The organism is Ralstonia pickettii, assembly GCF_016466415.2.
Classification (GTDB): domain Bacteria; phylum Pseudomonadota; class Gammaproteobacteria; order Burkholderiales; family Burkholderiaceae; genus Ralstonia; species Ralstonia pickettii.
Genome location: NZ_CP066772.2, coordinates 82,767 through 96,332, shown reverse-complemented (window position 1 = coordinate 96,332; position 13,566 = coordinate 82,767). Strand labels below are relative to the sequence as shown.

Below are 13,566 nucleotides of genomic sequence, written 5' to 3'. Positions count from 1 at the left end.
TCAGCCCTTTTTGCCGTCAGGGCCGCCCAGCCCACCGAGCCCGCCCAGCCCGTTCTCCAGCATGTCGATCACCATTTCCGCATAGCCCTCATAGGAAAGCGGGCCGTCGGGTTTGAGCCAAGTGAACGTCCAGTTCATCATGCCGAACAGCATCATCGTGATGGGCGTGCGGTTGGCCTCGTCCACCTTGCCCGGATAAGCCGCCCCCAGCTGTCGGCCCACCGCGGCCACCACGTCGCGCTCGCGCGCGAGCACGACGTCGCGCTGCTCCTGCGCCAGGTATTTCACGTCATTGAGCAGGGCCACATGCCGCGTACGCGACGTGGCGTATTCGGCCAGGAACGTGCGGATCAGCAGATGCAGCGTGGCGCGCGCCGAAAGCTTGGCGTGCCGTGCGTCGCTCTGGGCGCGTTCAACCAGATCGGCCAGCCGACGCGTGTAGCGGTCGAGCAGGTCGAACAGGATGGCTTCCTTGCCTTCGTAATAGTGATACAGGCGCGATTTTGAGCCGCCGCACGCAGCGGCAAGCTGGTTCATCGACACGCTCGGGTAGCTGTCGGCCGCAAAGGCTTCGGCGGCGGTGTCGAGCACGCTTTCGCGGCGCAACTCGAATTCGTCTTCGTTCTTGACGCGGGACATGGCAGGCGGCACATCGATTGGATGGCCGCCATGTTAACCGGCCGGGTTGCCGCATGTCGATGCTGCATTGATGCTGCATCAACGCGTCAGACCGTTTCGTGCACACCCAGGAAATCCAGAACGGCTTCAAGAAACGCGTCGGGCAACTCCACGTTGGCGAGGTGCACGGTGTCAAGCAGGCGCAATTGCGCGCCCGGAATGGCAGCGGCGATTTCCTCGCCATGGCGGGCAGACGTCACGGTGTCGTGCTGGCCGGCAATGACGAGCGTCGGATGCGTGATCAGCGTGATCGTGCGGCGCAGGTCGGCATCGCGTACGGCTGCCCAGCCGCCGATGATGCCTTCACGGGGCGTTGTCAGCAGTGTGCGGCGGAATGGCTCGACAGCAGCGTCGCGTGCCTCCAGCATGCGTGCTGGAAACCAGTTGCGCAGGAACGTTTCGGCCGTCGCCTGCATGTCGGGGGCCTGAAGAAGTTCGGCAATGGCCTGGTCGAAATACTCCGGCGGGCCGATGTGCGCGGCAGTGTTGGAGAGGACCAGCCGGTCGATGCGCTCCGGCACATGGATCGCCAGCCACTGCGCCACGATGCCGCCGAGCGACAGGCCCAGCATATGCACGCGCCGGATGCCGAGCGCATCGAGCAACTCCACCACGTCACGACCGAGCCGATCGATCGAATAGGCGCCGGCTGGCGCATCCGAAGCGCCGTGGCCGCGCGCGTCGTAGCGCAGCACGTGAAAGTGTTCGGCCAGGCGCGGCACGGTCACGTCCCACATGTGCAGGTCGGTGCCGATGGAATTGGACAGCAGCAGGACTGGCTTGCCGGCGGTGCCATCAAAGCGATAGGCGATGCGCGTGCCGTCGCCGGTGGTGATGAAGGAGAGGTCGTTGCGGGTGGTCATGTTGCGCTCCTGGGAAAGACGGTGGAAACGATTGGGATGTCGTCATCCTAGAAGCTGAAGCGGTTGCTGGATACTATGAAGTTTGGACGAACTTTGTAGGTTTTGCCGACAATGCAGAACTTCACGCTTCATGAGCTGCAGTGCTTCGATGCGGTGGTGACCGCCGGTAGTTTTCAGGCGGCCGCTGAGCGGCTGCATCGCTCGCACCCCTCTGTCTTTGCGGCGGTTGCCAAGCTGGAGGGCCAACTCGGTTTAAGCCTGCTGGACCGCGGCGGCTATCGCGTACGGTTGACGGAGGCGGGGCGGTCCTTCCACCGCAAGGTGCAGTCAGTGCTGCGCGAGAGCGATGAACTGCGAACCCACGCAAAGCAGCTGGCGATGGGCGAGGAGGCCGAATTGCGCGTGGTGCTGGGGGACTTGTGTCCGCTGAAGCCCGTGCTGGCATTGCTCAGTCAGTTCTTCGGCCAATGCGCGCAGACGCGCCTGCACTTGCAGTTCGAAGCCGTTACCGGGCCGTGGGAACGCTTACTGGAAGACGACACCGACCTCATCGTCCACCGCGTGCCGAAAGGGGACGTGCGCATGGAGTGGATCGACTTGGGCAAGATCGCCATGGTGCCGGTGGTGGCGCCGGGGTTTCTGCCGTTCGCCATAACGTCGGCGATCACGCCTGCGCAGATGCAGCGCTTCATGCAGTGCGTCATCAACGACTCGGCGCGCAACCCGCCCGAGCAATCCCACTACGTCATCGACGGGGCGCCGCAGTGTGCTGTGCCCGACCAGTTGATGAAGAAAGAGCTGATTCTCCACGGCATGGCGTGGGGGCATCTGCCGCGTTTCCTGATCGATGCGGAATTGCGCGAAGGGACATTGCTGTCGATTGCGGGGCGGCATTTTCCCGGCATGGTGCAGGAACTGGCGGTCGCCCGCCGGCGAGATCGGCCGCACGGGCCTGTCGCCAATCGGCTGTGGGACTTTCTCGGCGACCATGCTCCCGTGCTCGAGCCGGCGTTGGGTCGCATGCCGCGTCAAACGGGTGCGGCCAGCCGAAAGCGGACATAACCCGCTGAGACGCAGGCCGGCCGTCCCGGCTTGAGGCGGACAATCAAGCGGCCTGCTTGGTCGCGTTCATGTAGTTGCGGTTGTAGTTGAGCACGCGGCCCGCGGCGAGGTCATAGCCGACACGCCCTGTCAGCGTTTCCAGCGCGCGACCATACAGGTGGAAGTGGCGGGTGGGAGCGTTGCCCACTACGTGGATGCTGTGGATGTCGTCATCCAAGAAGGTGATGGGCGTGCCGGGCTGCACCACGACTTCGCGCGACAGCGCAAGTGTGGCGCGCTCCGGGTCGCGGCCATCGTCGGTGCGTGTGTAGACGCGGTTCAACTCTTGGCCTTCGAGTGCAACGATGACCGCCCACGTCGTGTGGTTGTGGGGCGGCGTCGTCTTGCCCGGGTTGATGGAGTTCAGGTACAGCGCGAAGGTCTGATCCGGTTCTGCATGCAGCAGGTAACGGCTGGAGGCATCGGCATCGCCGGCTGCGGGCGGTGGGAAGGCATCGAGCGGGAACAGCGCTTCTTGCGCGGCCAGTTCCTGCAGACGATCGGCAATGCGTGCAAGCGATGCATGCGTAATGCCGTCTTGCGCGGCAATGGCGCGGATGGCGACGAGGGTTTGGTGGACCGCGCGGTCGCGTTGTTGGGCGAGACTCATGGCAGCTCAAAGCGGATCAGTGAAGCACTCAGTGTAGGGCGGCGGCAGCGCACGACCAACGCAGCATCCTGCATATGGTTAGACGCATCCGTTCGTTCTCGGGCGCGGGCCGGCATGCCTAACATGGGCGCCTTCAGAAACGCGCGAGGCCTGCATGACACGCTCTTCCATCGACGCCCATTCCAACGCGTCGGATGCCTCGGATTCTCTTGCAACACGCATCATTCACGCTGGCAGCCCCCCGTTCGTGCAGGGCACCGCGCCCGTCAACGTGCCGGTGGAGCGCACCAGCACCGTTCGCCATGCCAGCACCGCCGCGCAGCACGACGTGTACGCGCGCCGCAAGGCCGGCGAAAACATCGCCAGTTACGGCCGCCACGGCTCTCAAACACACCGCGCGCTCGAAGACGCATTGTTGGCACTGGAGGGCGGCGTGCGCGCGTTTCTTGTGCCGTCCGGCTTGTCGGCGATTTCGCTGACGTTCCTGGCGCTGTTGTCGCCCGGCGACCACGTGGTGGTGTCAGACAGCGTGTATGCGCCCGTGCGGCGGCTCGACAAAGGGCTGCTGCAACGTCTGGGCATCGAACTGACGTATGTGGACCCGCGCGACGGGCAACTCGAAGCGGCCATCCGGCCGCACACGCGGTTGATCTATACGGAGTCGCCGGGGTCGCTGCTCTATGAAATCTATGACTTGCGTGCCATCGCCCGAATAGCGCAACGGCACGGCATCGCGCTGGCCACAGACAACACCTGGGCGTCTGGCATTCTCTTCCGTCCGCTCGATGCAGGTGCGGACATTTCAATCCTGGCCGTCACCAAGTACGTGGCCGGGCATTCCGATGTGATGCTGGGTGCCGTCATTGCCCGCACCGATGCCGTGGCCGCGCGTATTGCAGCCGCACATGATGTGCTCGGCCTCACGATCGGCGCCGATGATGCTTACCTGGCGCTGCGGGGCGTGCGCACGTTGCCGGTCCGCATGGCCCAGCACCAGCGTAACGCCACGCGCGTGGCGCAGTGGCTGCAGGCGCAGCCGGGCGTTGGGCGGGTGTTCTATCCGGCATTGCCAGGTGACCCGGGCCACGCGCTGTGGCGGCGGGATTTCTCGGGCGCCAACGGGCTCGTTTCATTCGTGCTGGAAGGCGCGGATCAGTACGCCGCGGAACGGGTCGCCGATGCCTTGCGCCTGTTCGCGATTGGCGCGTCGTGGGGCGGGTACGAAAGCCTCGTCACCGTGGTGGCGCCCGAAAGATTGGCTGACCACGCACAATGGGATCAGGCTGGCGCCGTGCTGCGCCTGCATGTCGGCCTGGAAGACGCCGATGACCTGATCGCCGATCTGGAGCAGGCCCTGCAGCACGCGCCCGCGGCGGCACTGCACGCGATTGGAGGCTGACCTTCAGATGGCAAACGTCGTGCTGGCGAAGGCGGCGTGCCATGGTGCGTGGACAGTCGGCCGCGCACCCGCATGACCCGATAGCGCGCGCGACAGGAATGCACGTGTGCGCTCGCTCGTCGGGGAGGAAAAAACCTGTTCTGCCGGGCCGCGCTCCACCACGACGCCGTGCTCGGTGAACACAACCTCGTCGCTGATGGCACGCGCGAAGGCCATTTCGTGCGTGACCAGGACGCAGGTCAGGCCGTCGTCGACCAATTCGCCGATGACGTTGAGGACTTCGCCAACGGTTTCCGGATCGAGAGCGGATGTCACTTCATCGAACAGGATCAGTTCCGGCTCCATGGCCAGCGCGCGGGCAATCGCAACGCGCTGCTGCTGGCCGCCGGAGAGCTGTCCGGGGTGCGCGCGGGCCTTGTCCTCCAGTCCGACTTTCTTGAGCAGCGCATGCGCGGTGGCTTCAGCGTCTGGGCGCGCCTTGCCGAGCACGCGCACGGGTGCGGCGATCAGGTTGTCGAGCACGCTCAGGTGCGGAAACAGGTTGTACTGCTGGAACACAAAACCGATTCGCTTGCGCAGGGCAATGGTGTCTTCTTCGGTGGCGAGTTGGTCGACGCGGATGCCATCCACGGTGATGCTGCCGCGCTGCGGCCGGAGCAAGCCGCTGATGCAACGCAGGAGCGTTGACTTGCCCGAGCCCGACGGCCCGATGATGGACACGGCTTGCCCGCGCTGGACGTCGAGGTCGATGCCCGACAATACCGGCGTGATGCCGAAACTCAGGTGCACGTCGCGTAGCGAGACGAGCGGCGGGGCAACCGGCGTGGGTGTATCGAGAGGAAGAAGTTCAGGCAGCGACATGCGCGCGCTCCATGCGCCGGGTCAGGCGCGAAATCGGGTAGCAGTAGAGGAAGAACAAGGCGAGCACGGTGAAGTAGGTCAGCACCGTAAACGGCGTGCGGTTGACCGTGTTGCTGGCGATCTGGGCAGTGTCGAGCAGATCGTGCACGCCCACCAGAGACGCCAGCGCCGTGCCCATGGTGATGACGGCATACAGGTTCATCCACGAAGGCAGCATGCGCTGCACGCACTGCGGCAGCACGATGCGCCAAAGGATGTCCCGCCGCGTAAATGCCAACGACGCAGCGGCTTCCCACTGCGTCTGCGGGATCGACTGCACTGCGCCACGGAAGATTTCCGCCACATGAGCACTTGCCGGCAATGCCAGCGCGAACGTCACCTTGAGCCAATCCGGAAACGGGATCACGTGGCCGCGCACGACAATTTCGAAAGGCACCGCATACGCAATGCCGTAGACCAGCACAAGCCAAGGCGCATTGCGGAACGCGATGACATAAACGCCGGCGAGATGTCTTAGCCCACGCACCGGCGACAAGTGCAGGGCGCCAATCGCCAGCCCGACGAGAGTGCCCAGCCCGACGGCCAGCAAGCTGATGCCGACGTTGATGCCCAGCCCCCGAAGCAATGCGGGTGACCAATGCAAAAGCGTGGCGAAAAGGGTGTCAGGCATGCGCGGCGCCCCCCAGTGTGGTGTGGCCGGTGGCACCGTACCCCGGCATCCGCAACCGGCCTTCGATCCACACGCCCAGCGCATGCACTGCATAGGTCACCACGCCGTAGAACAGCAGCAACAGCACCATGCATTCGAGCACGTTGTCGCGCTGTGTCCAGATCATCAGCGCGCTATACGTGAGGTCGCCCACCGCAATGGCGGATGCCAGCGACGATGCCTTGACCAGCTCGACGGTGTTGTTCATTAGCGAGGGCCATGCAGCGCGAAGTGCCAGCGGCAGTTGCACGCGCCACAGGCGCTCGCGTGCGCTGAAGCCGAGCGAGGTTGCAGCTTCCAGCATGGCGGGTGGCACGGCTTCAATGCCGGCACGCAGGGCTTCTGCATGAAAAGCCGCCTTGTGCAGGGAGAGCAATGTCACCGCCCAGAAGAACGGTGTGAGCGGGTTGGTCAGCTGCCACTGCGACAGCGTTTGCGTGATGAGCGTGTTGACGACGAGGAACGCGCAGCACAACTGCACGAGCGTGGGCGTGTTGCGCGTCAGTTCGATAAAGCCCTGAGCGAGCCATCTCACGCGCTTGTGCGGCGACACCAGCAGCCGTGCAAGCCCGACACCAAAGACCAGGCTCAACACCACGGTGCTCAGCATCACCAGCAGCGAAACCTTCGCGCCTTGCAGCAGCGCATGGCGCTCATACGCCTCGGCCAGAAAGCCGTAGTCGAGGCCGGCGTGGCGCACCAGCGCAATCGCCCGCGTGAGCAGATCGTCAGTCAACTGCAGCCTCTCGATCAGCCGCGCGTGGCCTTCAGCTTGTCATGCCATTCGACCAGCGCGGGCGAAGGCGGCAGGATGCCGTTCTTCTTTTCCGTTTCGATCAGCCAGCCGGTGCGGTGCCAGCCCTGCACGATACGGTCGAGTGCGGCCACGGTGTCGTTCTCGCCCTTGCGCGCCCAGATGACGGTGGGCGAAGGGATGAGGTCGGGGCCGACGATGCGGTAGTCCTTCCATTCGGGGTTGCTGCGCGGCAGCGGCTGCAACAGCGTGGCGTCGTGCACGGCGGCGGCGCAGTTGTTGCCGCGCAGGGCCAGCAGGGATTCGGCCGGGCTCTTGAAGCCCTTGGGCGTCGCGCCGATGTCAGCTGCCAGCGGCTTGGCATAGCTGCTGCCTTGCGACAGGCAGACGTCCTTGCCTTTCAAGTCGCTCCATTGGTGCACCGGGCTGTCCTGCGCGACCAGCGCGACGCCGCCCACGCGATAGTAGGGCGTCGGCACATGTGCGAGCAGCTCCGCGCGTTCGGGATTCAGTTCCATCGCCGCAACCAGGACGTCAACACGCCCCTGCTGCAGAAACTGCACGCGGTTGGAAGGTTGTACCTGCACCGTCTCCACTTCTACGCCAAGGCCGCGCCCGAGTGCCTGTGCAAGGTCGACGTTGAAGCCCGTGCCGCGTTGCGTGACGGGGTCGATGGAGCCGAAAGGTCCACCCGAGAGCACCACGCCAACCACAATCTTCTTGCGCTGCTGGATCTTGTCGAGCGTGGCATCGGCATGGGCCACCGTTGCTGTGAGCGCGGCGGCCGCGGCCAACGCGATGGAGGCGAAGGCAGATCGGCGGGACGAGGAAGAAGGGATGGACATGGCGAGCGACAGATTGTTTCTGAGGCAGCCATTGTCTGAGACGCCCGTCGCGCAGCGAACGAATAAAAACCGGAAACGTTATGCGCCGCTCAAGGCTTTTGTGGGCTCAGGCGGATGCGCCAGGCGTGCCGGCGGCTGCGCATCCACTCGACGGCACGGCGGCCTAGGGCGATTGACGGCAATTCGACATAACGATGCACCAGCACGGCCAGCGCCAGCGTAAGCGCCAGGTTGACGGCAAACACCATCAGCTGGGTGCCGATCCATTCCGGTGCGAGCCTGCCCACCACGCGATGCGTGGCTTCGATCACGGCCGGGTGCGCGAGATAGAGTGCATACGACAGCTCTCCCAGCCACACCGCGACGCGGGGCATGCGCAGCTCGCCGCAGTGCTCCATGGCCACCATGCCGAACAGCAACGCGCCTGCGGGCAGCCCACGCGCCAGCAGATCGAACTTCGGGACCGGGCCGACGACCGATATCACGAACGTTGCCACGCCAATTGCCATCAGGACACGCGCAACGGCCGGTGTCAGGCGATGCCGATGTGCCGCATACAGCCATGCCAACCCTGCGCCCAGCAAAAACTCCAGCACCAGCGGATTCGCTGCCATGGCCTGCAGTGGTGAGGCCCAGTGGTACAAGGCTTCCGGGTTGCCCTGCACGACGCCGCTGTGCCAGAACGGAACGATGATCGTCGTCGTGAACAGCGCCAGTGCCACCAGCCCGAGCGCGCGCCGGCCAAAGAGCGCCAGCCCAACCGCACACAGCGCGTAGAAGAATACTTCGTAGTTGAGCGACCAGCCGACATACAGCGGCGGGTATCCAAAGTACGGCGCATCGACATTGGCCTGCGGCACAAACGCGAGCGAGGTGAGCAGTACGCCGGCCGACACCGGGTTGAACCACGTGGAATACAGCACCGACATCAGCCAGTAGGGCGGCGCAAGCCTGAACGCCCGCTTGACGAGAAACTCGTTGGCCGGCTCAGGTCCCTTGGGGCCGAGAACCGCGACCCATGCAATGATGAAGCCGCTGATGACGAAGAACACGTCCACACCGACATGTCCACGCTTGATCACATGGGACGTGAGCCACGCAAGCGCAGGGACGTCGGCATGGGCCAGGGCGAGTCCGGAATGGAACACCACGACATACAGCGCAGCGAAACCCCGCAGCGCCTGGATGCTGAGTAGAGAAGACGAAGAACGATTCACGCGGGATGGCTATCGATAACCCAAAAAGCAACCTACACAGGCGAGCAAGCTACGTGCCCATCACGTCTTCGTGTGCCGGTGTCCCGGGCTTGGCGGCAAAAGGTGACGTGCGCGGCGCGCCAACCTCGCCCAGGCGAATCAGCCGGGCCCGCACCACGTTGCGGCTTACACCCAGCACGCGTGCGGCGTCGCTTTGACTGTAGTGGCAGTACCGAAAAACCTCCCGGAACAGCGCATCTTCCACCAGTTGATAGACATTCCCCACGCTGTCGTTACAGAGGTGCTGGATCGCTTGGCATAGCAGGTCAGCTTCGTCTGTGCTGTACGGCACAGAAGGTTGCGTGGTCGACGCGGTCGCGCAAGCAATGGGTGGGTCGGTCTCGGTCTGAGCTTGCGCACAGGCAGAGCGGCTCGACAGCCTCAGCTCGGGCGCATCGATGGTGTTTCCATCGCACAGCAGAAGCGTCCGATGAATGACGTTTTCAAGTTCGCGCACGTTGCCGTGCCAGGGGCTTTGTGTCAGCAGGCGTTCGGCTGCCGGTGTGAGTGTGGCGCGCGCGTGGCCGAGTCGCTTGCTGTAGGTGTTGATGAAGTAGCGTGCCAGCGGAACGATGTCGCCCGGACGCTCCTTCAGCGTGAGGACGTTGAGATTGACGACATTCAGCCGGTAGTAAAGATCTTTGCGAAAGCGCTTCTCCCGGACCAGCGTTTCCAGGTCGACGGTGGTGGCCGCGACGATCCGGAGATCGACCGGAATGGGCGTGCGCCCGCCCAGGCGCACGATTTCGCGCTCCTGCAGCACGCGCAGCAGCTTGTTCTGCACAGGCAAGGGCAGGTCGTTGACCTCGTCGAGGAAGATCGTCCCGCCGTTGGCCTGCTCGAACCACCCGACCTGCGTGCCGAATGCGCCGGCGAACGCACCGTTTTCGTGGCCGAAGAGTTCTGCATCGACCAGCGTGTCGGAGAAGGCGCCGCAACTCACCACCACGAAAGGCCCTCCCTGCCGCGCGCTGCGGTTGTGCAGGTAGCGGGCAATCAGCTCTTTGCCCGTGCCGGTTTCACCAGAGATCAGCACGGCCGCGTCGCTGGGCGCCACCTGTTCGACTTCATCGAGCAGGGCGCGGGAGCGCGGGTCTTCGAAGATCCATTCTGGCGTGCTGGCCGCCGGCTCCTGGCCAGGCGGCGGAGGCCATACAGGGAACGTCGCCATGATTTTCCATTCAGCGCGTGGGGTCAGGAATAGAAGGAAGGTTCGGGCAGCGTGCCATTCAGCGCCCAGTCGCCCAGCTCGTGCAGCTTGTAATCGACGGGGTCGTGCAGCGTCTGCGTGCGCAGGTTCCGCCAGAAGCGATCCAGCGCGAGCGCGCCATGCGTGGCGCGTGCGCCGGTCGTCTCGAACATCCGGCTGGTCAGATCGAGCCCGACCCGCGTGGCTGCGACCTTGGCAGTGGCGACTGCGACACCAACATGACCGCGCGCGTGCGCGGTCAGCGCGGGGCCGTGCGCCCACGCTTCATCAAACCGTGTGGCCGCCTGCCGGGCCAGCAGGCGTACGCTTTCCAGGCCGACAAAGAACTCACCGTAGTGGGCCAGCGTGTACGGATCTTCGCTTGCACGCTTGGCTGCAGACCGATGCCACGGTCGCGCCTCATGCAGCGTGTAATGCCGGGCCTGCTCGAACGCACCTTCTGCCAGGCCCAGGAACAGGTGCACGAACACCAGCTGCGCCAGCAACGGGCGCAACGACGAAAAAGGCGTGGTGAGCGGCCCCGGATCGCGGAGCAGTTCGTTCTCTTCCACTCGGACCTTTTCGAACAGGGCGCTGCCGCTGTCCGTCTGGCGTTGCCCGAAAGCATTCCAGTCGTGGTTGAGCGTGATGCCGGCGCGTGCAGTCGGGACCGCTGCAACCAGCAGCTTGTGACTGTGTTCATCGATGCCCGAGGCAATCAGCATTTGCGAATCCAAGGCGCCCGAGCAGAAGCTCTTCTTGCCTGAGAACTCGTACCAGCCGTCGAACCGGCGCACGATGGTGCGATCGTCCAGCGGGTTCAACGCGTTGCCCCAGAACCAGTGCTTGCGCGCGGTCTGCTCGTACCACGGCTCCCACTGGTCCGGCCGTGCAAACAGTCGCACGGTGGCCAAGAGCAGATGGTGGAAGCCATAAACGTGGGCGATGGAGCTATCCACCTGCGCGAACTCGCGCACGGTATCCAACGTCTCGGCCCAACTGGCACCGTGCCCGCCATAGCGCTTGGGAATCGCCAGGGAGAGCAGGCCGCTGCGCCGCAACGCGTCGCGTTCGGCCAAGGGCGTGCCACCCACGGCATCGCGTTCCACCGCCGTTCGGGCGAACTGGGCAGCCAGTGCCTTGGCGGATTGCGGGGCCGGCGCAGCAAGGGTTTCGGTTTCAGGAAAGATTGCCGTTTCTGTTGTCATGAACAATCGGGAAAGACGAATGGACCGCTCGCGCCAAGGCTGGTGCTTGGTGCGCAACATCGCGGCCAAAGTAGAAATGCTGGATGTCCTCACGCTGGCCCAACGCCTCAGCCGTGTCATTGAGCACGGTGACGCCCGCCTCCAGCACCGTGGTGCGATCGGCGTATTGGAGGGCCACCGTGGAGTTCTGTTCGGCCACGAGGATCGACAGCCCGTCTTCACGATTGAGCTGCCGCAGCCTCGCAAAGATGTCCTGCACGACCAGGGGCGCGAGGCCCATCGACGGCTCGTCCAGCACCAGCAGGCGCGGGCGTGACATCAGCGCGCGCCCAATGGCGGCCATCTGCTGCTCACCGCCCGACGTGAGGCCGGCGGCGACCCTGCGCCGTGCTTTCAGGCGCGGGAAGATTGCGTACACGCGTTCCAGGTCGGCAGCAGTCTCTGCACGCGATGCGCTGCGGCCCAGCGCACCCGTGACGAGGTTCGATTCGATGGACAGGTTCGGAAAGCAGCGCCGGCCCTCCAGCACCTGAACGAGCCCAAGGCGCACGAGCTGCGCAGGCGTGGTGCGGGCGACGTCATGCCCGTCGAAGACGATCGTGCCGGCAGTCACCTGGCCGCGTTCGGGCACCAGCAGGTTCGAGATCGCCTTGAGCGTGCTGGATTTGCCCGCACCGTTCGCCCCCAGCAGCGCGTGCACCTCACCGCGTTGGACGGTGAGGTTCACGTTGTGCAAGGCGACGATGGCATTCTGGTACGTCGCTTCCACACCGTTGACGCGCAGCAGCACAGCGGAGTCACCCATCGCCATTGCCCTCAAGCTGCTTTCGCGATGGGCTGCGTCGCCGCGGCACCCGGCCCTGCACCGATCTGCCACACGTACGGTGGCTCGGTGCCGTTGATGTGCCAGTCGCCGACGATGCGCGCCTTGTAGATCAGCGGATTGTGCGAAGCGACCGTGCGCGCGTTGCGCCAGTGACGGTCCAGCGCCTTGCTCGACGCCGTGGCCGACGCGCTGAGCGCATTGAACAACTGCGTGGATGCGCGCAACACCAGATCGGAGATCGCCACCTGCCCTTGCGCGGATTCGAGTTCCGCCTCGATGTTGGCCTGGCGCTCCTGCGCAGCGTCGCCGGCCCAGCGGGCATCGTAGGCGCGCTGGGCGGCAAACGTGGCGCGAATGGCCGTGGCCTCCGCTGCGTAGGCCAATGCTGATACCTCACCAACCACCTGCTGCACCTGGACGTCTTGCGCCACCGCCGAGGCATTGCCGGTGCTGAAGATGCGTTTTCGCTCGCGCACCTGCTGCGCAACTTCGCGAGTGATGGCGCGCGCAATGCCGGCCAGCGTGGCGAGGTGGAACAGCTGGTAGAACGCCGTCTGGTACTTGAAGCGGCTGCTGAACGGGAAGATGTTCTCGTCTTCCACGGCGGCGTTCTCATACACCGACGTGCCGCTGCCGGTGGTGCGCTGGCCGAAGCCGTTCCAGTCGTCGTGGTGCGTCACGCCCGGCTGATGTGAGCTGACGGCGGCGATCACGTCGGTGCCGTCTTCCAGGCGCGCATACAGGTCCACCCAATCGGCAAAGATGCTTCCGGTGCTGTAGTACTTGCGCCCGTTGGCAACCCAGCGGCCGTCCCGTTTGGAGATGCGCGTGATGACATCGCCAATGGCCACGTCGCCGACTTCCGTCCACGCGTTGCCGACCAGATCGCCGGCCACGAAGCGCCGCAGCCAGACTTCGTTGCCCGCATCGCGCGGTGCGTTCAGGCGATCTTCCACGAAGGCAAAATGCCCGCGCAGCGCCTGCACGATGTTTGAATCGGCGTCGGCCAGCTCAATCAGCAGCTGGAACAGTTGGGGCAGCGTGGCGCCGTCGCCGCCATATTCGGCCGGCACGCGCACCGCGCCGAAGCCCGCCTGCTTCAGCCATTGGATGGCGTCGACGCCGAGCTGGCGGTTGTGCTCGCGCTGCAGGGCGGTTTCGCGAATGCGCTGGAAGACGGGGCGGTACTTCTGCGCAAGGGTTTCGTAGGGGGCGCCGAACAAGGTCTCGGCGTGCGGCTGCGTCATGGCGAACCTCCAGGTGGTCG

At 64.8% G+C, this 13,566-nt stretch carries 14 protein-coding genes; 2 read left to right on the top strand and 12 right to left on the bottom strand.

What is annotated here, in order from left to right; translation table 11 throughout:
• Both RP6297_RS16605 and pcaD read right to left on the bottom strand, forming a co-directional pair.
• Complete coding sequence (locus RP6297_RS16605) at positions 1–639, bottom strand: TetR/AcrR family transcriptional regulator (protein WP_009239855.1); 639 nt, start codon at positions 637–639, stop codon at positions 1–3.
• Between the two features lie 86 nt (positions 640–725).
• The gene (gene pcaD / locus RP6297_RS16600; protein WP_009239854.1) at positions 726–1,541 is read right to left on the bottom strand and encodes a 3-oxoadipate enol-lactonase; all 816 of its coding nucleotides are present in this window, start codon (positions 1,539–1,541) and stop codon (positions 726–728) included.
• Positions 1,542–1,652: 111 nt separating this feature from the next.
• Between pcaD and RP6297_RS16595 the strand changes: the two genes are divergently transcribed.
• Entirely contained in the window at positions 1,653–2,603 is a 951-nt protein-coding gene (locus RP6297_RS16595; protein WP_009239853.1) for a LysR family transcriptional regulator, read from the top strand.
• Positions 2,604–2,646: 43 nt separating this feature from the next.
• On the opposite strand, the gene RP6297_RS16590 is transcribed toward RP6297_RS16595, so the two are convergent.
• The gene (locus RP6297_RS16590; protein ID WP_009239852.1) at positions 2,647–3,252 is read right to left on the bottom strand and encodes a cysteine dioxygenase family protein; all 606 of its coding nucleotides are present in this window, start codon (positions 3,250–3,252) and stop codon (positions 2,647–2,649) included.
• A gap of 154 nt (positions 3,253–3,406) precedes the next feature.
• Between RP6297_RS16590 and metC the strand changes: the two genes are divergently transcribed.
• Complete coding sequence (gene metC / locus RP6297_RS16585; protein ID WP_009239851.1) at positions 3,407–4,651, top strand: cystathionine beta-lyase; 1,245 nt, start codon at positions 3,407–3,409, stop codon at positions 4,649–4,651.
• 3 nt (positions 4,652–4,654) lie between these two features.
• Here metC and RP6297_RS16580 read toward each other — a convergent pair whose 3' ends face one another.
• The 9 genes from RP6297_RS16580 to RP6297_RS16540 all read right to left on the bottom strand — a co-directional run bounded on the left by RP6297_RS16580 (position 4,655) and on the right by RP6297_RS16540 (position 13,546).
• Positions 4,655–5,512 (bottom strand): amino acid ABC transporter ATP-binding protein, encoded by an 858-nt coding sequence (locus RP6297_RS16580; RefSeq protein ID WP_009239850.1) that lies wholly within the window; start codon positions 5,510–5,512, stop codon positions 4,655–4,657.
• Positions 5,499–6,182 carry an amino acid ABC transporter permease gene (locus RP6297_RS16575; protein ID WP_009239849.1) on the bottom strand — a complete coding sequence of 228 codons (684 nt, stop codon included), beginning with the start codon at positions 6,180–6,182 and terminating at the stop codon, positions 5,499–5,501. Before RP6297_RS16575 ends, RP6297_RS16580 begins: the two co-directional genes overlap by 14 nt.
• The gene (locus RP6297_RS16570) at positions 6,175–6,957 is read right to left on the bottom strand and encodes an amino acid ABC transporter permease (protein ID WP_009239848.1); all 783 of its coding nucleotides are present in this window, start codon (positions 6,955–6,957) and stop codon (positions 6,175–6,177) included. Before RP6297_RS16570 ends, RP6297_RS16575 begins: the two co-directional genes overlap by 8 nt.
• 14 nt (positions 6,958–6,971) lie before the next feature.
• Positions 6,972–7,820 carry a transporter substrate-binding domain-containing protein gene (locus RP6297_RS16565; protein WP_009239847.1) on the bottom strand — a complete coding sequence of 283 codons (849 nt, stop codon included), beginning with the start codon at positions 7,818–7,820 and terminating at the stop codon, positions 6,972–6,974.
• 89 nt (positions 7,821–7,909) lie between these two features.
• Entirely contained in the window at positions 7,910–9,037 is a 1,128-nt protein-coding gene (locus tag RP6297_RS16560) for an acyltransferase family protein (RefSeq protein WP_009239846.1), read from the bottom strand.
• A 49-nt stretch (positions 9,038–9,086) separates the two neighbouring features.
• Positions 9,087–10,247, bottom strand: coding sequence for a sigma-54 interaction domain-containing protein (locus RP6297_RS16555; RefSeq protein WP_009239845.1), 1,161 nt, complete (start codon positions 10,245–10,247; stop codon positions 9,087–9,089).
• Positions 10,248–10,270: 23 nt separating this feature from the next.
• The gene (locus tag RP6297_RS16550; RefSeq protein ID WP_009239844.1) at positions 10,271–11,473 is read right to left on the bottom strand and encodes an acyl-CoA dehydrogenase family protein; all 1,203 of its coding nucleotides are present in this window, start codon (positions 11,471–11,473) and stop codon (positions 10,271–10,273) included.
• Positions 11,445–12,278: an ABC transporter ATP-binding protein gene (locus RP6297_RS16545; RefSeq protein WP_009239843.1), complete on the bottom strand. Its 834-nt coding sequence runs from the start codon at positions 12,276–12,278 to the stop codon at positions 11,445–11,447. Before RP6297_RS16545 ends, RP6297_RS16550 begins: the two co-directional genes overlap by 29 nt.
• A gap of 11 nt (positions 12,279–12,289) precedes the next feature.
• Positions 12,290–13,546, bottom strand: a complete 1,257-nt coding sequence (locus tag RP6297_RS16540) for an acyl-CoA dehydrogenase family protein (protein ID WP_009239842.1) — start codon at positions 13,544–13,546, stop codon at positions 12,290–12,292.
• Positions 13,547–13,566: the final 20 nt, after the last annotated feature.

Bases quoted from the DNA above. Each gene is read 5' to 3' on its own strand.
- RP6297_RS16555 (WP_009239845.1), bottom strand. From the start codon at position 10,247: ATGGCGACGTTCCCTGTATGGCCTCCGCCGCCTGGCCAGGAGCCGGCG.
- RP6297_RS16545 (WP_009239843.1), bottom strand. From the start codon at position 12,278: ATGGGTGACTCCGCTGTGCTGCTGCGCGTCAACGGTGTGGAAGCGACG.
- RP6297_RS16590 (WP_009239852.1), bottom strand. From the start codon at position 3,252: ATGAGTCTCGCCCAACAACGCGACCGCGCGGTCCACCAAACCCTCGTC.
- RP6297_RS16540 (WP_009239842.1), bottom strand. From the start codon at position 13,546: ATGACGCAGCCGCACGCCGAGACCTTGTTCGGCGCCCCCTACGAAACC.
- RP6297_RS16595 (WP_009239853.1), top strand. From the start codon at position 1,653: ATGCAGAACTTCACGCTTCATGAGCTGCAGTGCTTCGATGCGGTGGTG.
- RP6297_RS16580 (WP_009239850.1), bottom strand. From the start codon at position 5,512: ATGTCGCTGCCTGAACTTCTTCCTCTCGATACACCCACGCCGGTTGCC.
- RP6297_RS16550 (WP_009239844.1), bottom strand. From the start codon at position 11,473: ATGACAACAGAAACGGCAATCTTTCCTGAAACCGAAACCCTTGCTGCG.
- metC (WP_009239851.1), top strand. From the start codon at position 3,407: ATGACACGCTCTTCCATCGACGCCCATTCCAACGCGTCGGATGCCTCG.
- pcaD (WP_009239854.1), bottom strand. From the start codon at position 1,541: ATGACCACCCGCAACGACCTCTCCTTCATCACCACCGGCGACGGCACG.
- RP6297_RS16565 (WP_009239847.1), bottom strand. From the start codon at position 7,820: ATGTCCATCCCTTCTTCCTCGTCCCGCCGATCTGCCTTCGCCTCCATC.
- RP6297_RS16605 (WP_009239855.1), bottom strand. From the start codon at position 639: ATGTCCCGCGTCAAGAACGAAGACGAATTCGAGTTGCGCCGCGAAAGC.
- RP6297_RS16575 (WP_009239849.1), bottom strand. From the start codon at position 6,182: ATGCCTGACACCCTTTTCGCCACGCTTTTGCATTGGTCACCCGCATTG.